This window comes from Paractinoplanes globisporus DSM 43857, from assembly GCF_000379645.1.
GTDB classification, from domain to species: Bacteria; Actinomycetota; Actinomycetes; order Mycobacteriales; family Micromonosporaceae; genus Actinoplanes; species Actinoplanes globisporus.
In genome coordinates this window covers 1344666-1363964 of sequence record NZ_KB903294.1, presented here as the reverse complement: position 1 = coordinate 1363964, position 19299 = coordinate 1344666, and the positions used below count along the sequence as shown (strand labels likewise).

Annotated in this window: 16 protein-coding genes; 10 read left to right on the top strand and 6 right to left on the bottom strand. The window is 71.3% G+C overall.

The genetic code is table 11. The features are described from left to right. Positions 1-23 precede the first annotated feature (23 nt). Positions 24-1028 carry a thiolase family protein gene (locus A3CQ_RS0105975; RefSeq protein ID WP_026205371.1) on the bottom strand — a complete coding sequence of 335 codons (1005 nt, stop codon included), beginning with the start codon at positions 1026-1028 and terminating at the stop codon, positions 24-26. A 120-nt stretch (positions 1029-1148) separates the two neighbouring features. On the opposite strand from A3CQ_RS0105975, the gene A3CQ_RS0105970 reads away from it, so the two are divergent. Beyond that, positions 1149-1766 carry a TetR/AcrR family transcriptional regulator gene (locus A3CQ_RS0105970; protein ID WP_020510010.1) on the top strand — a complete coding sequence of 206 codons (618 nt, stop codon included), beginning with the start codon at positions 1149-1151 and terminating at the stop codon, positions 1764-1766. A 70-nt stretch (positions 1767-1836) separates the two neighbouring features. Here the strand turns inward: A3CQ_RS0105970 and A3CQ_RS0105965 are convergent, their stop codons facing one another. Beyond that, positions 1837-4473 (bottom strand): galactose oxidase family protein, encoded by a 2637-nt coding sequence (locus A3CQ_RS0105965; protein ID WP_020510009.1) that lies wholly within the window; start codon positions 4471-4473, stop codon positions 1837-1839. Here A3CQ_RS0105965 and A3CQ_RS64190 point away from each other — a divergent pair. Then, the gene (locus A3CQ_RS64190) at positions 4424-4663 is read left to right on the top strand and encodes a hypothetical protein (RefSeq protein WP_370657604.1); all 240 of its coding nucleotides are present in this window, start codon (positions 4424-4426) and stop codon (positions 4661-4663) included. The two genes, A3CQ_RS0105965 and A3CQ_RS64190, sit on opposite strands and share 50 nt — an antisense overlap. Before the next feature lie 197 nt (positions 4664-4860). On the opposite strand, the gene A3CQ_RS0105960 is transcribed toward A3CQ_RS64190, so the two are convergent. Beyond that, the gene (locus A3CQ_RS0105960) at positions 4861-5385 is read right to left on the bottom strand and encodes a hypothetical protein (protein ID WP_157295355.1); all 525 of its coding nucleotides are present in this window, start codon (positions 5383-5385) and stop codon (positions 4861-4863) included. Here A3CQ_RS0105960 and A3CQ_RS0105955 point away from each other — a divergent pair. The 8 genes from A3CQ_RS0105955 to A3CQ_RS0105920 all read left to right on the top strand — a co-directional run bounded on the left by A3CQ_RS0105955 (position 5357) and on the right by A3CQ_RS0105920 (position 15752). Next, positions 5357-6187, top strand: coding sequence for an LLM class F420-dependent oxidoreductase (locus A3CQ_RS0105955; protein ID WP_020510006.1), 831 nt, complete (start codon positions 5357-5359; stop codon positions 6185-6187). The two genes, A3CQ_RS0105960 and A3CQ_RS0105955, sit on opposite strands and share 29 nt — an antisense overlap. Next, positions 6184-6585, top strand: a complete 402-nt coding sequence (locus A3CQ_RS0105950) for a TIGR03668 family PPOX class F420-dependent oxidoreductase (protein ID WP_020510005.1) — start codon at positions 6184-6186, stop codon at positions 6583-6585. Before A3CQ_RS0105955 ends, A3CQ_RS0105950 begins: the two co-directional genes overlap by 4 nt. 65 nt (positions 6586-6650) lie before the next feature. Beyond that, the gene (locus A3CQ_RS0105945) at positions 6651-8798 is read left to right on the top strand and encodes an SCO7613 C-terminal domain-containing membrane protein (protein ID WP_245577007.1); all 2148 of its coding nucleotides are present in this window, start codon (positions 6651-6653) and stop codon (positions 8796-8798) included. A 110-nt stretch (positions 8799-8908) separates the two neighbouring features. After that, positions 8909-11962, top strand: a complete 3054-nt coding sequence (locus A3CQ_RS0105940; RefSeq protein ID WP_020510003.1) for a putative bifunctional diguanylate cyclase/phosphodiesterase — start codon at positions 8909-8911, stop codon at positions 11960-11962. A 14-nt stretch (positions 11963-11976) separates the two neighbouring features. Then, complete coding sequence (locus tag A3CQ_RS0105935; RefSeq protein ID WP_020510002.1) at positions 11977-13224, top strand: aminotransferase class I/II-fold pyridoxal phosphate-dependent enzyme; 1248 nt, start codon at positions 11977-11979, stop codon at positions 13222-13224. Beyond that, a complete protein-coding gene (locus tag A3CQ_RS51675; RefSeq protein ID WP_020510001.1) occupies positions 13224-14573 on the top strand; it encodes an MFS transporter in 1350 nt (449 codons plus the stop codon). Before A3CQ_RS0105935 ends, A3CQ_RS51675 begins: the two co-directional genes overlap by 1 nt. Continuing rightward, positions 14570-14950, top strand: coding sequence for a nuclear transport factor 2 family protein (locus A3CQ_RS0105925; RefSeq protein ID WP_020510000.1), 381 nt, complete (start codon positions 14570-14572; stop codon positions 14948-14950). Before A3CQ_RS51675 ends, A3CQ_RS0105925 begins: the two co-directional genes overlap by 4 nt. A gap of 16 nt (positions 14951-14966) precedes the next feature. Further along, positions 14967-15752, top strand: a complete 786-nt coding sequence (locus A3CQ_RS0105920) for an inositol monophosphatase family protein (protein ID WP_020509999.1) — start codon at positions 14967-14969, stop codon at positions 15750-15752. Positions 15753-15791: 39 nt separating this feature from the next. Here A3CQ_RS0105920 and A3CQ_RS0105915 read toward each other — a convergent pair whose 3' ends face one another. From A3CQ_RS0105915 to A3CQ_RS0105905, 3 genes are all read right to left on the bottom strand, one after another. Continuing rightward, on the bottom strand, positions 15792-16064 hold the full coding sequence (locus A3CQ_RS0105915) for a hypothetical protein (RefSeq protein WP_020509998.1): 273 nt from the start codon (positions 16062-16064) through the stop codon (positions 15792-15794). Then, positions 16057-18306 (bottom strand): EAL domain-containing protein, encoded by a 2250-nt coding sequence (locus tag A3CQ_RS51670; RefSeq protein ID WP_157295353.1) that lies wholly within the window; start codon positions 18304-18306, stop codon positions 16057-16059. The genes A3CQ_RS0105915 and A3CQ_RS51670 overlap by 8 nt, the downstream gene beginning before the upstream one ends. 353 nt (positions 18307-18659) lie before the next feature. After that, the gene (locus A3CQ_RS0105905) at positions 18660-19295 is read right to left on the bottom strand and encodes an O-methyltransferase (RefSeq protein ID WP_040431351.1); all 636 of its coding nucleotides are present in this window, start codon (positions 19293-19295) and stop codon (positions 18660-18662) included. Positions 19296-19299: the final 4 nt, after the last annotated feature.

Sequence of the window (19299 nt, the reverse complement as noted above, 5' to 3'; positions counted from 1 at the left end):
CGCGCGGGCGGTGGACGCGCGGGTCAGTTGAGGCGTTCCAGGACCAGGGCCATTGCTTGGCCGCTGGGGGTGCCTACCGCGGCCAGGCCGATTTCGAGGTCGTTGGTGCGGAGGCCGTTCAGGAGGGTGGTGACGATTCGCGCGCCGGTCATTCCTACGGCCAGGCCCAGGGCCAGCGCGCCGCCGTGGATGTTCACTCGGTCTACGTCTATGCGGAGGGCTCGGTAGGCGGTGATTGTTTCGGCGGCTGAGGACTCGTTGATTTCCCAGAGGTCCACCTCGGGCGTGCACAGGCCGGCGTGGAAGAGGGCTCGCCGGGCGGACTCCACGACGTCCGAGCCGACGCTGGTGGCTATCACGCGGGCCAAGGGCGTCAGGTCCAGCTCCTTGGCGTACGCATCGCTGACTATGACGGTGGCCGCGGCGCCGTCTCGCAGGCGTACGGCTGCGGGGTGGGAACGCATCATCTCGTAGCTGGCGCCGGCGATGGGACCTTCGTCGCGGTCGGCGACGCGGCCGTCGGGCAGGCGGACCGGGACGATCTCGCGTCGGTAGAAGCCGTTGGTGATCGCCTGCTCGGCCAGGAGGTGGCTGCGCACGCGGAACTCGTCCCGTTCGTAGCGGCTTACCCGGAACCGTGAAGGGGTGTGCCGTGCGCCGCCGCGCATGCAGGGCGAGCGCACGGCCGGTTTGCGCGCCGAGTCGACGCCGGCGCTGATGTAGGCGTCGCCCTCGCCGGCCCGGATCGCGTGGACGGCCATCCGGGTGGTCTGCATCGACGAGGTGCACAGGCCGCTGACCATGGCCGTCGGGCCCGACTCCAGGCCCAGCTTGGCGGCGACCCGGGCCGCCGTGTCGGGCTTGCCGTAGGCACTGCCCACATAGAGGTCGTCGGTGCCGGCGGCGTCCAGCCCGGGCGCCTGGCTGAGCGCGGCGCGGACCACATCGGAGAGCAGGTCGGGCGGGCTCACGCCGGGGAGTGACCCGATCGGTGAGCGCGCGGCCCCGACGATGAGGGCTTCTCTCATCACGACTCCTAAGCATCCGCTTATCGGCTGAGCGCTTGCTCAGCAAAGCGGCGGCGCGCGACCATGTCAACCCGGCAGGACGCGGGACTATGTCACTCCCGGCGACAGGAAGGTTCGGCCATGACCGCCGCCACCGTGCCCGACGAGCTCTGGAACAGCGTCGGCTCGCCCACTCGGCGGCGCTTGCTCACGGTCGGGGTCGAGGCGTTCGCCGTGCGGGGGTTTCACGGCACCACCACGCGCGACATCGCGGCCCGCGCGGGGTTGAGTCCGGCCGCGCTTTACGTGCACTACCGCACCAAGGAACTGCTGCTCTTCGACATCAGCCGGATCGGCCACACCGAGTCGCTCGTCGCGCTCGAGCGGGCCGGGGCGGGAGTCACCGATCCGGTCGAGCGGGTCCGCACGCTCGTCGCCCACTTTGCCGAGCGGCACGCCCGTCACCACGCCCTGGGCCGGGTCGTTCATTACGAGCTTCCGGCTCTCACGCCCGAGCACCGGGCGGAGGTGGTGGTCACCCGCCGGAAGATCGAGCGCGTCTTTCGCGACACCGTGGCGGCCGGCGTTGCCGAGGGCGTCTTTCGCGTGGACGACGTCGCCGACGCGGGGCTGGCACTGCTCTCGCTCAGCCTCGACATCTGCCGCTGGTGGGGGCAGGGCCGGCCGCGCTCACCGCGGCGGCTCGCCGACCACTACGCCAACCTGGCCGTGGCGATGCTCGGAGCCGCCGCCGGCTGAGCGCGGGGCCCGGGGCGGTGTCGCCGGGTGAAGCCGCGTCGGGCGCTGCCCGGCTGGCTCCGCAAAACGATCAGCCGATTTTGAGGACCTTGGCGACGCTGGGGACGCCCTTGGCGTTCAGGGCGAACAGCATCCAGTAGCCGGGCACTGCCACGCCGGCGTCGGCCGGGATCGTCAGCCGGTAGCCGCCGGTCACCGGCGTGGACGAGAGGGAGAGGCGTCGCTGGTCGGTGTCGACGCTGTGGGTGGCGGTGCCCATCCGGATGATCGCGAACTTGGCGACCGCGCCGTTGGTCTTGACGGTGATCGACGAGCCGTTCGCGGCGGTCGAGGGCGCTGACGTGATCACCGGGCGGGTGGCCGGTGAGCCGTCCGCGTTCAGCAGGTACGGCGGCGTGAAGACCTGGCCGTCGAAGTGGTTGGTGGCGCAGCCCGTGCCGCACAGCCCGCCACCGCCGGTGAACACCCGCCCGTCCGGCATCAGCAGCGCGACGCTGTGGTAGTTCCGGGGCACCGACGCCGAGGCCATCGTCGTGAACTTCCCGGTCGCCGGGTCCCACAGCTCCGCCGTGAAAACCGACGTGTTGTCCGAGAACGGCACCGCGTAGTTCTGCCCGCCGAACACCGCCACCTTGCCGTCCGGCAGCGCCACGCTGTTGGCGAAGGCCCGCGTGTTCGTCATCGAGCCGACCCTCTGCGCGGTCACCGCCCGGCCGACCCCGTTGACGGTCAGCACGTACGCGTTGGCCGTCGCCGAGCTGTCCTGGTAGCTGGGCGATCCGCCGAGCGCGAGGATCTTGCCGGTGTCGAACATGACCGCGTTGCCGTTCATCTGGTCGGGCGCGTCGCCGCGGGTGCCGGCCGGCGTGGTCGAGCCGTCCCCGTCCGTGCCGTACCAGTTCATCGCCTTCGACGGTCCGGCCTGCAGCACCGAGCCGCCGGTCCAGGCGAACAGCCAGGCGTGGTTGTCCTTGCGGTAGTCACCGTTCGGGTCGGCGTCGTCGGTCAGCATCGGCACCACGTCGGTGCCGGGCAGCGCCGTCCAGCCGGTGTCCGCCGACCACACCTCGCCGTACTTGTGCGGGGTGCCGTCCTGCCCGCCGTGCCCGCCGCTCCACGAGCCGCCGATGGTGAACACCCGCCCGTCCGAGAGCGTCGCGCTGGCCTGGTAGCCGCGCGGCGTCGTCATGTCCGGCCCGCTGGTCCACGCGTCCGTACGCGGGTCGTAGATGCTGGTCTTCGAACTGTCGTTGCCGCCGGTCACCAGGATCCGGCCGTCCGGCAGCGCCGAGATGCCCGGGCAGAACATGTCGTGGCCGGTGTTGGTGATGGTCCGCTGGGTCACCACGCCGGTCGCCGGGTCGTAGGTGGCGGTCACCGTCTGGCCGTACCCGCCGTTGAAGTTGTCCGGCTGGAACGCCGACCAGGTCAGGATCTTGCCGTTGGGCAGCTGCGCGGCCGCGACCGGCACGAGCGGGAAGCCGACCGGCGCGCTGAAACTTCCCTTGCCGGGCGACAGCGAACCGCTCGGGCCGAGGACGTTGATCTCGGCCGCGCTGCTCCAGGGACCTCGGCCCGCGGCCTCACTAAGGGCCTTCACGCGTACGAATCGAGCCGTGACCGCCGGAAAGACCACCGTCTGCTGAGCCCGGCCGTCGGGGAACGCCGATTCGATCCGGGTCGTCCACGTCTTCCCGTCGACCGACGTGGCGATCTGGTAGCGGCCGATGTGCCCGTTGGACGAGCCGGCCGGGCGCGGCAGGTAGGTGAGGCCGCCGACCGACTGTGCCTTGCGCATGTCGACGGTCAGCGTGTGGGGGAGCGCGGTGGTCCAGGCGCTGTGCCAGATCGTCGACGCCTTGCCGTCGAGCACGTTCTGGGCGCGCCCGTTCTCCTGCTTGGTCTCCTGGCTGTCGGCCTTCGCGATCCAGCCGGTACGTGCCAGCGTCGGGTCGGTGCGGCCCAGAATGTTGATCTCGGCGGCGCTGCTCCACGGTCCCCGGTCGCCGGCCTCGCTGAGCGCTGTCAGCCGCACGAACCGGGCGAGCTGCGGCGCGAACGTCCGCGACTGCACGACCGCGCTGTCCGCGAACGTGCCCGAGGCGACCGCGGCGGTCCAGTCCGTGCCGTTCACGCTGGTCTGGATCGTGTACCGGCCGATCCGCCCGTTGGTGGACGCCGCCGGGCGCGGCAGGTAGGCCAGGCCGGAGACCAGGTACCGCTTCTTCATGTCGATCGTCAGCGTGTGCGGCAGCTCGGGGGTGACGCCGGTGTACCGGCTGTGCCAGATCGTCGACGTCTTCCCGTCGAGCACGTTCTGCGCCCGCCCGTTCTCGCCGGCCGTCTCCTGGCTGTCCGCGGTCGCGGTCCAACCCGTACGCGGAAGGGCCGGATCGGTCCCGCCCAGCAGGTTGATCTCGGCGGCCGCCGAGCGGGTGTCGTGCCCGCCGAGCGCGACCAGCCGCACGAACCGGGTGACCACCGTGCCGACCGAGACGGTCTTGAGCGTGGCGTCGTCGGCGAACGTGCCGGTCGCGACCGGCTTGCTCCACGTCTTGCCGTTGTCGCTGATCAGCACCTGGTAGCGGCCGATCCGCCCGCTCGCCGAGTCGGCCGGTGGCAGGTAGGTGAGCCCGCTGAACGCGATCCGGTTGTGCGTGTCGATGGTGATCATGTGGGGCAGCTTGGTGGCCGCGGTGCGCCACACGGTCTTGGCGTTTCCATCGATGGTTTTAAAAGCCGAAGATGTGAAGCTGTCTGCCGTCACTGTCCAGCCCCTGGCCGGCAGCGGCGCCGCCTGGGTGACCGCGACCGGCACCGCCGACGGCATGATGTGCGCGGCGTGCGAGCCGGCGGCGGAAGAAGCGGCGGATGAGACGGCGGAAGAAGCCTCATGAAGCGCGATCGCACTGCCGATGAGCATGCACAGAACCGCCGTGGCCGCGAATCGCGGCCGCCACCTACGTGCTCGCACACTGCCCCCAGGATCTGGTCTGGCCCGTGATTCAACCGGGGACAAGATCCCGCGAAAAGGTCCGACCGGACATACCCGGATCGGCCGGGCGTCCGTGCTGGTCAGAGCCCTGTGACGGGGTTAGATCAGGGTGTACGTGAGGGTCGCGTGGTACGTGCCCGGCCGGGTCGTGGTCGGCACGTCGAGGGTCAGGTGTGCGCCGAGCCGGGCCGTGCCGACGCTGAATCCGCCCGGCGCCTCGGCCAGCACCGCCGGGTCGCCGAGGGTGGCCGCCTGGGAACCGAGCCGGATGTCCTGGACGGCCATCTTGTCGACCAGGACCAGGCTCCAGCGCAGGTTGGCGGCCGCGATCCGCTGCGTACCGCCGTCGGTGAAATCGGTGACCTGCCCGCTCAGCGACCAACCGGGATTGCCGGCCCGGGTGTCGGTCACGGTCAGCGTCGGCAGGTCGCCGGCGGTGGTGAGTTTCTCGCCGTCCGCGGTGAGCACCGGGGTGGGCAGCACGACCTCGCCGGGGATCACCGAGAGGAACAGGCCGCCGTGCTGGACGGTGGTGGTGAGGACCTCGCAGGAGCAGTCCGGCGGCCTCGGCGTACGCCGGAATAGGATCGCGCATATGGAGTTCGGCGTCGGATATTTCCCCACACACGACGGGATGCGACCGGGCGAGATCGCCCGCCGCGTCGAAGAGCGCGGCCAGTCGGCCCTGTTCTTCGCGGAGCACACGCACATCCCGGCCAGCCGCGAAACACCCTGGGGCGGCGGCCGCCAGTTGCCCCGGAAGTACTGGCACACCTACGACCTGTTCGTGGCGCTGACGGCCGCCGCCGAGGCGACCACCCGGCTGCGCGTCGGCAGCGGGGTCTGCCTGGTCGTCGAGCGCGACCCGATCGTGACGGCCAAGGAGGTCGCCAGCGTCGACCACCTCAGCGGCGGCCGGTTCGAGTTCGGCATCGGCTCCGGGTGGAACCGCGAGGAGATGGCCAACCACGGCACCGACCCGCGCACCCGGCTCCGGCTGCTCGGCGAGCGGATGCGGGCCATGCGCGAGATCTGGACCAGCGACGAGGCGACCTTCCACGGCGAGTTCGTGAACTTCGACCGGATCTGGTCGTGGCCCAAGCCGGCCCAGAAGCCCTGGCCGCCGATCCTGGTCGGCGGGGGCGGTCCGACCGCCGAGAAACGCGTTCTGTCGTACGGCGACGGGTGGTTCCCGCAGTGGCACGACCCGGACGTGCTGGCCCGCATCCCCGCGTTGCGTGCCCGCGCCGAGCGCCACCTGCAGATCCAGGTGCTGAGCGTCCCGCCCGAGGCCAAGGCCCTCGAGCAACTGGAGGCGGCCGGCGTCGACCGGGCCTCGGTGTGGCTGCCGTCCGGCCCGTGGAGCGTCGTCGAGCCGGCCCTGGAGAAGTGGGAGCGGGCGATCGCCGAGCTGACCGGGCGATGACCCCGGCCGAGCGGTTCGCCACCTGCCGGGTCGCCCGTCTCGCCACGGCCGGCCCGGACGGCGTGCCGCATCTGGTGCCGATCGTGTTCAGCGTGCTCGGCGACCTCATCGTCACCGCGGTCGACGCCAAGCCCAAGCGCACCCGGAACCTCCGGCGTCTCGCCAACATCGCGGCCAACCCGCGGGTGAGCGTGCTGGCCGACCACTACGAGGACGACTGGTCGCGGCTGTGGTGGGTGCGCGCCGACGGCGTCGCCCGCATCCTCGACAACTCGCCGCGGGGTCTGACCGCCCTGGTCGAGCGCTATCCGCAATACCGGGAGAAGCCGCCGCCCGGGCCGTTCCTGGAGATCACCGTCGAGCGCTGGTCGGCCTGGGAGCCGTACCAGCCGTACTAGACACCACCCGAGGCTGAGTACTCGTGCTCAGTCGCCGGGCCGCCGGTCCCACGAGGATCGGTCACGTGACGTATCCATGCCCGTACTGTGGCGCACCCGCCAATCTTGAGACCGGCTGCCCGTCCTGTGGCCGCGGTCCCGACCCGGACGCCGCCGAGGTGATCCGGACCGACGCCGAGATCAGCGTGCTCATCGGAGAGCTCGCCACCGCCCGGAAGGCGGTGAGCGATCTCGAGGTCCGGATCAGCCAGGCGTGGCAGCGCCGGCACAAAGCAGCAGCACGCGTACGCCTGGCAGTCGGCGCGCCGCCGCCGCCGGAGACCTCGTCCCGTGCCGTCCAGAACGTCCTGTTCACGCTGGGTGGGCTGCTGCTCGGCGTGGCCGCGATCGTCTTCACGGCCGTGGCGTGGGCGCAGTTCGGGCTCACCGGCCGGGCCGTGCTGCTCGGCGTCGTGACGCTGGTGGCGCTCGCCGTGCCGCCGCTCGCGCTGCGTCGCGGTCTGACCGCCACCGCCGAGACCATGGCCGCGGTGGGCCTCCTGCTCACCCTGCTCGACGGGTACGCGGCGTGGTATGTGAACCTCTTCGGCGTCGCCGACGGTTCCCCGGCCCGCTTCGCCGGCGTGGTCTGCCTCGTCACGGTCGTCATCGCGGCCGGGTACGCCCTGGTCACCGGGCTGACCGGGCCGCGGGTCGCCGCCCTGCTCGTCGTCCAGCCGGCGCTGCCGCTGCTGGTCGGGCCGGCCGACCCCGGTCCGGCCGGCTGGTCGCTGACGTTCGGCGCGATCGCGGCGCTGAACCTGGTCGCCGCCCGGCGCGCTCTCCTCGTGCCCCTGGCCTACGTCTGCGCCGCCGGGGCCACTCTGATCGCCCTGCTTCCCGCCGCCATCGCGGGAATCGACACGCTCCGCACCGCGCGGCCGGTCTTCCACGCCGCCTGGCAGGCCGCCGTGCCCTCCGCCGGGTGGCGCCTGCCCGCCGCGCTCGCCCTGGTCGCCGCGGCCCTGTTCCTCGCGCTGCCGCCCCGCGCGCGGCCCGCGGCGCTGGTCGCCGGCGCCTCGGCGGTCGCGCTGGCGCTCCCGGCCGGACTGCACCTGCCGTGGTGGAACGGGCCGATCCTCGATCTCGTCGCGCTCGTCGCGCTCGTCGCCGCGCTGGCGCCGGCCGGGCGCCGGGCCGCCCCGGCCCTGGCCCCGTCGGCCGCCCGGGTGGCCGCGCTGCCGGCCGCCGCCTCACCGTCCGCTCCCGTCGCGGCGGCCTCGGCGGTCACCTTCGTCTGCCAGGTCGTCGCCGTAGTGCTGCTCGGCGCGCACGCGCTCGCCGCGGGCTTCGGCCGGCCCGGGGTGGCGGCCGGGGTGCTGGTCGCGTTCGCCCTGCTCGGGGCGGCTCTGGCCGTGCGCGGGGGGAACCCAGTGCTCGCCGACGGCGGGAAGATCGTGGCGCTGCTGTCGCTGCCGGCGATCGCCTGGACCGGTGCGGCCGCGCTCGGCCTCGCGCACCCCGCTCAGGTGCGGGCCGTCACGGTCGCCGCGGCCGTCGGACTGCTGATCGTCGCGTTCACCCGGGCCGGAGCGGCGGCGCTGGCCGCGGTGCCGCCGCTCGCCGTGACGCTGCTGGTCGCGGAGACGGACCTGGTGCCCGGAGCCGCCTCGCTCGTCGTGCTCGGCGTGATCGTCGTCGCCGCCGCGGTGGCCGGGCGAGTCGGGCCGACGGCGGCGGGCCGGGGGCTGGGCGTCGCCGTGGCGGTGGCCGGCGGCCTGGCCGTGGCGCTCACCAGGCCCGCCGGATCGGTGCTCGAGGCGTACACAATCCTGGGAAGTTGCCTGGCACTGGCCGGAGCGTTCGCCGCCAAGCGTGCCCAGACGCCGAGCTGGGCCGCCTACGGCCCGGCACTGATCATCGGGTTGGTTCCGAGCCTGATCACGGTGCTGACGAACGACGAGGGACAGCAGTTGCGCCGGCTGTTGCTGGGGATCGCGGCGCTGGCGATTCTGCTGGCCGGTGCGAAGTTCCGGCTGCGCGCGCCGGTGGTCGCCGGTGGCGGGACGGTGGCCGTGGTCGCGCTGCACGAGCTGGGGCTGGTGTGGGAGCTGATTCCGCGGTGGATCCCGCTCGCCGCCGGCGGACTGCTGCTGGTGCTCGTGGCCGCGACCCTGGAGTCGCGTCGCCGTGACCTCTCGCGGATGCGGCACGCGCTGGGCCGGATGAGCTGACCCCGGCTCATCCGTTCGGCCGAACTTACCGGCCGCGGGTAAACCGACCGTCGCGCCGTGCCGATGCGGAGGGCCTCAACCAACGGCCCTGCCAGCAGAACGGAGCACGGATGTCGCCGGCCCGCATGCAGTCGTGCTTTGCCGCCTGGATCGTCTTCCTGACCGCGGTTTTCTACGCGTTCCCGGCGGTCAGCATGTACTCCTGGGCGGCGATCGGCCTCTCCGCGGCCGTCGCCGTCCTCGTGGGCGTGCGCGTGCACCGCCCGTCGAAACGGTTGCCGTGGTACCTACTCGCCGGGGTGCTCGTCAGCTTCACCGCCGGCGACACCACGTACAACGTGCTCACCGACTATCTCGGCCAGGACAACCCCTTCCCGTCCGTGGCCGACGTGCCCTACCTGCTCGTCTACCCGATGCTCGCGGTGGCGCTGCTGGTGTTCATCCGGGCCCGGTCGGGCGCCGACAACCGCGCCGCGCTGCTCGACGCGCTGGTGCCGACCGCGGGCCTCGGCCTGCTCTCGTGGGTCTTCCTGATCTCGCCGTACGTGCGGGACGACAACATGGGCCTGCTCGAGAAGCTGGTCTCGGCCGCGTACCCGCTCGGCGACGTGCTCGCGCTGGCGATGCTGCTGCGCCTGGTCACGGCGGCCTTCCGCAAGCCGGTCGCGCTGACCACGCTGGCCGCCGGCGTCACCGGGCTGCTGGCCACCGACGTGATCTACGGCCTGCGGCAGCTCGAGGGCACCTGGGAGGTGGGCGGGCCCACCGACTCCGGCTGGATCTTCTTCTACACGGCGGTCGCGCTGGCCGCGCTGCACCCGTCGATGCGCCGGCTCACCTCGGGCGGCGACGTCGCCACCGAGAGCATGGCCGGCGGTCGCCGGATCGCGGTCATGGTGCTCGCCGCGCTGATCGCCCCGGCCGTGCTGATCGTCGAGGACCTCACCGGCGGCGTCGAGGACGCCATCATGATCGCCACCGCGTCCGGCCTGATGTTCCTGCTGGTCATGGCCCGGGTCGCCGGGCTGATCCAGGCCCAGCGGGACAACACCGCCCGGGAGCGGACCCTGCGCATGTCGGCGGCCGACCTGGTCACCGCCAACAGCGAGGAGGAGGCCGGCGAGGCCGTCAGCCAGGCCGTCGCCGCGATCGTGCCGGAGGGCGAGGACTACCGGTTCCTGTACTTCCGCGCCGATGCCGAGCCCGGCGAGCCGACCGGCGTGCTGCGCACCGGCTGGGTGGCGGTCGCCGACCTGCCGCCCTCGATCGCGGCCGAGATGGGCGACTTCGAGTCCGCGCTGTTCGGCGAGGCGATGTCGGCCTCGATCAGCGGCGGCACGCCCAACCGGAACCACGCCTACCTGGCCGCCGACGACTCCGTGCTGAGCGCGCTGCAGGCCTCGTTCGAGGCGCTGATGGCGCAGGGCACGATGGCCGTCGAGCGGATCACGCTGACCGCCGAGATCAACCGGCGCAGCAGCGAGGACTACTTCCGCGCCCTGATCCAGAGCGCCTCCGACGTGATCCTGATCGTCGGCGACGACGAGCTGATCCGGTACGCGAGCCCGTCCACCCTGCCGGTCTTCGGCCGTACCGACCTGGTCGGCACCCAGCTGATCCGGCTGTTCGCCGGCACCGACCACGCCGAGCTCCGGGCACTGCTCGAGCAGGCGACCAGCGGTCACGGCTCGCGGGACAGCGTCGACCTCACCGCGATCTCCGGCGAGGACCTGCTGCTCCAGGTCGAGGTCACCTGCCGCGACCTGCGCGCGGACCCGGCCGTCGGCGGCCTCGTCGTCACCATCCGGGACGTCACCGAGCGGCGCCGCCTCGAGAGCGACCTCGCCCACCAGGCGTACCACGACTCGCTGACCGGGCTCGCGAACCGGCTGCGGTTCCAGAACCGGCTCGAGCAGGCCGCGCTCAGCGCCGAGGCCACCCGCAGTCTCGTGGGCGTCCTCTTCGTCGACCTCGACGACTTCAAGGAGGTCAACGACACGCTCGGGCACGGCGCCGGCGACCAGCTGCTGATCGCCGTGGGCAAGCGGATCGCCGAGGTGGCCGGGCCGATGAACATGGCCGCCCGCACCGGTGGCGACGAGTTCGCGGTGCTCATCGAGCACATCACCGAGCCGGACGAGGTCGAGCGGGTGGCACAGGGCATCGTGCACGCGCTCTCCACCCCGATCGAGGTCAGCGACGGCACCGGCGGCCTGCACCTGGTCAGCGGCGCCGCCAGCGTCGGCGTCGCCACCAGCGGCGACGCGGCCGGGATCACCGAGCTGCTGCGCCGGGCCGACGTCGCGATGTACGTCGCCAAGACCGACGGCAAGCGCACCTGGCGGCTGTACCGCGACGAGCTGCACCAGGAGATGATCCGCCGGCTCGAGATGCGCTCGGCGCTGAACGAGGCGGTGCCGGGCGAGCAGATGCGGCTGCGCTACCAGCCGATCGTCGATCTGCCCACCGGCGAGGTCGTCGGGCTCGAGGCGCTGGTGCGCTGGCAGCACCCGGCGCGCGGCCTGCTCGGCCCGAACGAGTTCATCGAGCTCTCCGAGGAGAACGGCTCGGTGGTCGCGATCGGCGGGTGGGTGCTGCGCGAGGCGCTGCGCACCTTCGTCAACTGGCATTCCTCGCCGGCCGGGGCCTCGCTTCGGTACATGAGCGTGAACGTCTCGGCCCGGCAGTTCCGTACGCCCGGTTTCGTCGACCAGGTGCGCGAGGTGCTCGCCGAGACCGGCGCCCGCCCGGAGTGGCTGCTGCTGGAGATCACCGAGAGCCTCGTGCTGCACGACGCCGACCAGGTCTGGGCCGACCTGCGCGAACTGCGCGGGATGGGCATCCGGATCGCCATCGACGACTTCGGCACCGGTTACTCGTCGCTCAGCTACCTGAGCCAGATGCCGGTCGACGTCCTCAAGATCGACAAGTCGTTCATCGACGACATCCTGCACAGCACCCAGCAGATGGCGCTGGTCGAGACCATCGTCAGCCTCGCCCGCACGCTCGAACTCGCGGTCGTGGCCGAGGGCATCGAGCTCGACGGGCACCGCCAGGCGCTGGTCGGCATGGGCTGCCCGTACGGCCAGGGATACCTCTTCTCGAAGCCGGTCACGGCCGATGAGATCCACCAGTTGCTCGCCGGCACCACCACCCCCCGTTGATTGGAAGGACTTTCATGACCCTCGCGCCCCTCACCGGCCTCGAGTACGTCCAGCGCGAAGGCCGCTGGGCCGACCTCGAGCGGCTGCGCAGCGGCAATCCGATGTACGACGCCACGATCGAGGAGATCAAGGGGCGGCGCATCCGGGTCGGCGACCACTGGCTGGCCGACTTCGCGTCCTGCAACTACCTCGGCTTCGACCTCGAGCCGGAGATCATGGCGGCCATCGAGCCCGAGGTGCGCCGGTGGGGGACCCACCCCAGCTGGTCGCGGCTGCTCGGCAACCCCGCGCTCTACCCGCAGATCGAGGAGCGGCTGACCGCGCTGCTCGACGCGCCCGACACGCTGGTGCTGCCGACCATCACGCACATCCACATGTCGGTGCTGCCGATCCTGGCCGGCAAGGGGCACATCTTCCTCGATTCGCAGGCCCACAAGACCATCTACGACGGCAGCATGTACGCCCGCGGGCTCGGCGCGACCGTCCAGCGGTTCCGCGCCAACGACCACGAGCACCTGCGCGAGCTGCTGCGCGCGGCCCCGGCCGGCGTGCCCAAGGTGGTCGCCATGGACGGCGTCAACAGCATGACCGGCAACGCGCCCGACCTGCGCTCGTTCGCCGCGGTCTGCCGCGAGTTCGGCGCGCTGCTCTACGTGGACGACGCGCATGGATTCGGCGTGATCGGCGAGCGGGCTTTCGAGGAGACGACGCCGTACGGCCTCAAGGGCAACGCGATCGTCAAGTACTGCGGCGAGTCGTACGACAACATCGTGCTCGTCGGCGGCTTCTCCAAGTCGTACTCGTCGCTGCTGGCCTTCCTGGCCCTGCCCACGTGGCTGAAGAACCACCTCAAGGTCGCGGCGCCGCCGTACCTGTACTCCGGCCCGGCCCCGACCGCGTCGCTGGCCACCGTGCTGGCCGGCTTCGACGTCAACGAGAAGCGCGGCGACGCGATCCGCGCCGACCTGTACCGCAAGACCATGAAGGTTCTCGACCACGTGCGCGGCCTCGGCGTGTTCACGCCGAACACCGGCGACACCCCGGTGATCGAGCTGCCGCTGGCGGCCGGCGAGGATATCGACGAGGTCGGCAAGCTGCTCTGGGAGCGCGGGATCTACGTGACGCTGGCGGCGTACCCGCTGGTGCCGCGCGACCAGGTCGGTTTCCGGGCGCAGATCACCGCGGCCAACGCGGACGACGAGCTCGACCAGCTCAACGCGGTCATCACCGAGCTCGCCGAGGCCGGGAAGCTTCGCCGCTGATGCGCGCGGCCGGTCCGCTCGCACCGTTGCGCCATCGGCAGTTCCGGCTGCTGTGGACCGGCATGAGCGCCTCGCTGATCGGCGACGGGATGCTGCTCGTCGCCCTCGCCTGGTACGTGTACGACCAGTTCGGGCTGCCGAGCGCGATGTCCGCCGTGGGCGTCGCGCTCAGCCTCCCGCAGGTTGTCACGCTGCTGTTCGGCGGCGTGGTCAGCGACCGTTTCGAGCCGCGCCGGGTCATGCTCGCCTCCGACCTGGTGCGGGGCGCGGTCATGGCGGGCGTGGCGTTGCTCGCGATAACCGGGACGCTGACGTCGCTGTGGACGCTGCTCGGCCTGGTCGCGATCTACGGGGCGGCGGCCGGGTTCTTCGGTCCGGCCTTCGACGCGCTCGTCCCGCGGCTGGTGCCGGAGGACGACCTGGTCGCCGCCAACGCGCTCGACCAGTTCGTCCGCCCGGCCTGCCTGCAGATCTTCGGCCCGATGCTGGGCGGCGCGGCCATCGCGGTGGCCGGGGCGGGGTGGGCGCTGGCGGCGGACGCCGTCACGTTCGCGGTCTCGGTCGCCTGCCTGCTGGCGATGCGCCGCGTTGTCTCGGCCGACTCCTTCTCCGGCGACGAGCCCGAGTCGCTCTGGCAGGAGATGCGGGAGGGCATCGGCTACGTCCGCCGGCACGTCTGGCTGTGGGGGACGTTCCTCTCGGCCACCTTCACCTACCTGCTGTTCGTCGGCCCCACCGAGGTGCTGCTGCCGTACGTGGTGAAGACCGAGCTCGCGGGCAGCGCCACCGCCCTCAGCCTGATTCTCACCTCGGGCGGCCTCGGCGCGATCGCCGCCGCGCTCACGGTGGGCTGGCTGGGCATCCCGCGCAAATTCATCACCTACATGTACGGGACCTGGGCGGTGGCCACGCTGGCCGTCGCCGGGTACGGAGCGGCCACCGCGACCTGGCAGCTGGCCATCGCGTGTGTGCTGGTGAACGGCCTCGAGGCGGCCGGGACGATCGCCTGGGCCACGGTCAAGCAGCGCTTCGTGCCGGCCGGGATGCTCGGGCGGGTCTCCAGCGTCGACTGGTTCGTGTCGACGGCGCTGCTGCCGCTGTCGTACGCGCTGGCCGCGCCGGTCTCCTCCTGGATCGGGGTGCGGGAGACGCTGCTCGGGGCCGGCCTGCTCGGGGCGGCGGTCACGTTCGGCTTCCTGTTCCTGCCCGGGATGCGCGGGCCGGAGCGGGCGGCCTACTACCGGGCGCGGCACGCGTACGACCCGTCCGTGCCTCGTCTCGTCCTCGCGGAGCGTTTCGTCCGGGCCGCGCCGTCACCCATCGATCAGGAAGAGCCGGTCGCCGCATGAGCGAACCCTTGGATGCCGTCATCGACCTCAGCGACGCCTTCGCCGCCCGCGACCTCGGCGCGGCCCTGGCCTGCTTCGTCCCCGGCGACGACATCGGCTACGCCGGCTCCGAGCAGGGCGAGACCGCGACCGGCCGCGACGCGCTGACCGCGCTGCTCGGCCGCATCTTCCTCCGCGACGAGGCGTACGCGTGGAAAATCACCACCGCGACCGTGCACCGCTACGGCGCCCACGCGTACGTCTTCGCCGAGGCCGACGGCGTGCTCACCGCCGACGCCGGCGAGCAGGAGGAGTTCCCCTACCGCCTCGCCGGCATGGTGGAACTCGCCGACGGCCGCTGGCGCTGGCGCCACTGCCAGGGCGCGGAGCCCGCATAAAGCGTTTACTGGCACCGTGCCCATTGATGATCCCGACCTGGCCATCGCCGCCGCCGAGGCGGGCGCCGCCGTGGTCCGCCGGGCGTTCGGCGCCCCGCTGGACCGATTCGACAAGGGCGCCGGCGACTTCGCCACCGCCGCCGACATCGAGGCGGAGAACGCCATCCTCGACGTGCTCCGCCGCGAACGCCCCGGGGACGAGGTGGTGGGGGAGGAGAGCGGTCGCTCCGGCGCGGGCGGCTCCGACCGGCTCTGGCTGGTGGACCCGCTGTGCGGAACGCTGAACTTCGCCGCCCGCACGATGCTGGTCGCGGTCAACGTCGCCCTGCGCTCCGGCTCGTCGACCCTGGCCTCGGCCTCGGCCGATCCCTTCGCCGGCGAGGTGTACTGGACCGACGGTGTACGGGCCCGTGTGCGCCGCGACGGCGTCGACGAGCCGCTGACCCCGTCGGCCGTTTCGGCTCTGGTCGACGTCAACATCGACCCGCCGTACCCGGCCGACGGCCCGCTCGCAGTACTGGCCGACCCGGACTTCGCGGCCCGGTTCCGCCCGCGGGTGGTCTCGACGACCCTCGCCGTGGCCTGGGTGGCCGCCGGCCGGCGCGCCGCCTACGTCACCTACGGCGACCTGCGCGACAGCGTCCATTTCGCGGCCGGCATCGCCCTGTGCGAGGCGGCCGGCTGCGTGGTGACCGGCCTGCGCGGCCAGCCGTGGCAGGAAGAGGGCGCCGGCCTGCTGGCGGCCGCCGACGAGCAAACCCACGCCGCCCTGCTCGCGATCCTCAGCAGGCGCGGCAGATAGAGATCTCGGCCAACATTCCTGGATCGGGCGGCAATTGCCTTACGCGGCCGTGCCCGTTTCGTCGCTCTCCAGAAGTGGGGCGAGTTGTTGGAGCAGTTGCCGGGTGCTGACGTTGGGCGGCAGCTCGATGGTGAGGTTGATGCCGTCGCCCTTGACGGTCAGCACCATCGGCCTTGTGTCCTGGCCCAGGCGCCAGCGGCGGATGGCCTCGACGAGGGCGGGCGCGTACTGCTTCAGAGTGGCCAAGGTGACCACGCTCGCGGTGAAATTGATGCCCTCGATGGCGACCACGATGCCCGCGAGGTCACGCACCCCTTCGTAGGGGAACGCCGTCTCCTGGACGATCTCGGTGGGTAAGTCGAGCCTGACGGTTCTCATCGTTGCCCCTCACGCGTGCCGCGATGTCCTCACGGACCTCGGGGTTCAAGGGGCGAAGATCCGGCGCGCCCCGTTCGCCGGTGATGAAGCCCTGGATGTATCGAATGCCGCGCTCGTGAAGTTGCCTCAGGGTGAGCGGTGACTCGTCGTCGACGCCTTCGACGATCAACTCCCTCCGCCTCGATGTCACGCCCAGCACGACCGGGTCGCGGGTCAGCTCCACGACAAGGTCGAGCTCTCGCAGCGCCAGCCGGTGGTGAAGGATCCCGCGATCGACCTTGATCTGGGTCAGCGGCAGTTCGGCGGCCCGCGAGATGGAGGCGTAGCCGACTCCGAAATCGTCCACGGCGAAATGCACGCCGACATCCTGAACGATCTTGGCCAGCCGGTTGTGGAAATAGGTGTGCGGCGCCTCCCGCCACTGCTCGCCGGGCCATGGCTCGATCGCGTCCCGCTCGGCGATCTCCAGCGTGATCAGGTCGGCGTCGAGGTGCACCTCGGCGATGGTCTCGCGCAGCGTGTCGACGTAGGAGTCGCACAGCAGCGAGCGCACCGAGACGTTCACTGATATCGGCTTCGGCTCGTCCCATGGACCGGCGGCGTGCGCCGCGGCGTAGCTCGACAGCGCTGTCCGAACGATGATCTTGTCGCGCTCGATCACAAAGTGATCTCCCCAGGTGTGGGCCACCTCGAGCATCGCGAACGGAGCGCTCTGGTCCTCGATCGCGCGCCGGGCCAGAGCCTCGTAGCTGTGGACGCCGACCAGGGCGGGGTTCCTGCTGATCTTGACCACCGGCTGGAAGACGATGTGGTAAGACGCCAGCACCCGTCGATAGAGATCGAGGCACCGCTCGAACAGTTCGCCGGGAAGACGGCCGAAAGCCGCCCGCAGCGCGGTCAGTACCTGTATCTCGGCCTCCTCCGGAAAGGCCGCGAAGTCGGCTCGCCAGACGGTTTCGAGCACCTTCGCGCCCGCCTGTTCGAGCTCCAGCAGCGAATCGGGCGGATTGACGACGGCGAGGAAGGTGTTGCCATCGCGGTTCAGCGGAGCACACCAGAGCTTCCGTGTGGCGTCCTCGGCAACGTGACCGAACCCGAGGGCGGGGTCATCGCCCGGGAGGTGGATGAGGTGGCGCACGCTTTCCAGGTCGAACCGGGCGGTGAGGTCCATCGCGATGAAGTCGCCGCCCGAGCGGCTGAGATAGGCCACAGCGTCGGCCTCGACGGCCGACCTGAGGTACTCGACCCGAGACGTGGTGGTGCTCGTGCTCTCCGCGGCATGTGCCCCAGTTATGGACGATCGTTCCCGAGCCATCCGCGCCAGGCGGTCGATGAGGCTCCGCACGCCGGGCGCCTGCCGGTCCAGGGGGGATTCGAGCGCCCGCACCTTGGCGGCGCCCTCGGCCGGAGGCGGCGTTGGGCGTGCCTTGGCGCCGAGGGGGGTGTCCGGGCGAGTGAGCGCCGTAGTGCCCCGTGAACGCAGCACCACATTCGGCTGCGGGTTGAGGCCCTGAGCCGCGACGTAGTTGGCCATCGACTCGAACGTCACCATGCCGCGCTCGTCGAGGGCCTGTCCCCGAAGCGCTCGGAGTACCTGGTGGGTCAGCAGCCCGTGCTGGTTGGCGGGATCCTCGAGGGCGAACTCGTCCCGGGCGCACGCGGCGAGCATCGAGTGCCGGGAGTCGTCCCGCCCGGCGAAACTGATCAAGTCGACGCCACCGTCGCCGGCGAGGCTCCCGGCCCGGCAGCAGTCGAGGATCGACAGGGCTGTCCCGGCAAAATGCGGAAGTACGTCGTGAACCAGGAAAGTCATCCGCAATCCCGCTTCAGGCTTACGGGACAGGCTGGACACATCGAGGTCCGGAGTAACCAGGTAAACGTCGGTGCCGCGACTCCAGGCCGGCGCCACCGTGTGGCCGGCGAAATAGAAAAGCAATAGGTCGGACGGGCTGGAGTCGATCGCGAGACCGCGGAGGGTCTCCTTGATTTCGGTGGCGTCTGCTTCCAGCCCTAGGAAGAGGTGGGCGTCGCTGGGATCGAAGGTGCCGATCTCAGGGTCGCAGAGCACGTCCCGCACGGCCTGCGCGTCACGCTGCGCGTACCGCAGGTCCGGCACCGAGGAGCCGATGCCGGGGCCATCCACGCCGATGGCTACTACGCGGCGCCGTCCTGCCACTGAAATCTCCGAAGTCGAGCGTTACTCCGTGAGCGCCGACGAATTGCGCGCGCAGTGATACTAGCGATCACGGGCGGTCAAACAAGTTTGATCAATTCGACCGCCAATCACCGATGGGCATGAATGTTGTTCACCTATGTCCCTATTGCTGTCGTCGACAACAAAAACATGGTCGACTCTTGGTGAAACGTTCGATAGGTACCTTTCGCGCGGGTCGGCCGTGAGCCCGCTCTTCCGCGCTTGGCACCGCAGCGTGATCGCGTCCTGACTGGCTCGGCGGCGTTCTCGCCGCCACCCGAAAGTGTGACCGAGACGCGGCTCACAGCCGGCGAGCGCCCGCCGAGTTGGTTGGTTCAAGCGCGGCAGCTGATCTCCATGCCGTCCTCGACCGGGAACGCGGTGCTCACGTAGCCGTTGGCCGGGTCGCGGACGTAGGCGAGGTACGGCTGCACGCTGTCGAAGGACGAGTCGTCGGCGATCACCAGCGCGCCTGGGGTGAGGCGCGGCTCGAGCAGGTGCAGCACGGGCAGGTAGAGGTTCTTCCAGCCGTCGAGCAGCACCAGGCCGATCGGGCCGTCGATCGTGGCCAGCGTCTCGAGCGCGTCGCCGGGCAGCACCTCGACCAGGTCGCCGACGCCGGCCTCGGCGAGGTTCCACCGGGCGGCGGCCACCTTGGTCTCGCTGAGCTCGGTCGTGACCACCCGCCCGGCCTCGTTGTCGCGCACGCCCGCGGCGAGATAGAGCGTGGAGATCCCGTACGACGTCCCGAACTCCACCACGATCTGCGGCCGCGCCGCCCGCACCAGCGAGTACAGCAGCCCACCGCCCTCGGCCGACACCGGCATGTAGACCTGAGCCAGGTGGTCGGCCCGCTCGGCGGAGCTCGCGCCGGCGGGCAGCGGCCCGAGCTCCAGCTCGCTGTCGTTGTCGGCCGCCGCGTGCAGCCGCTCGAGGACGTCCCACAGCGGCGGGGTGCGCAAAGTCGTCATGACG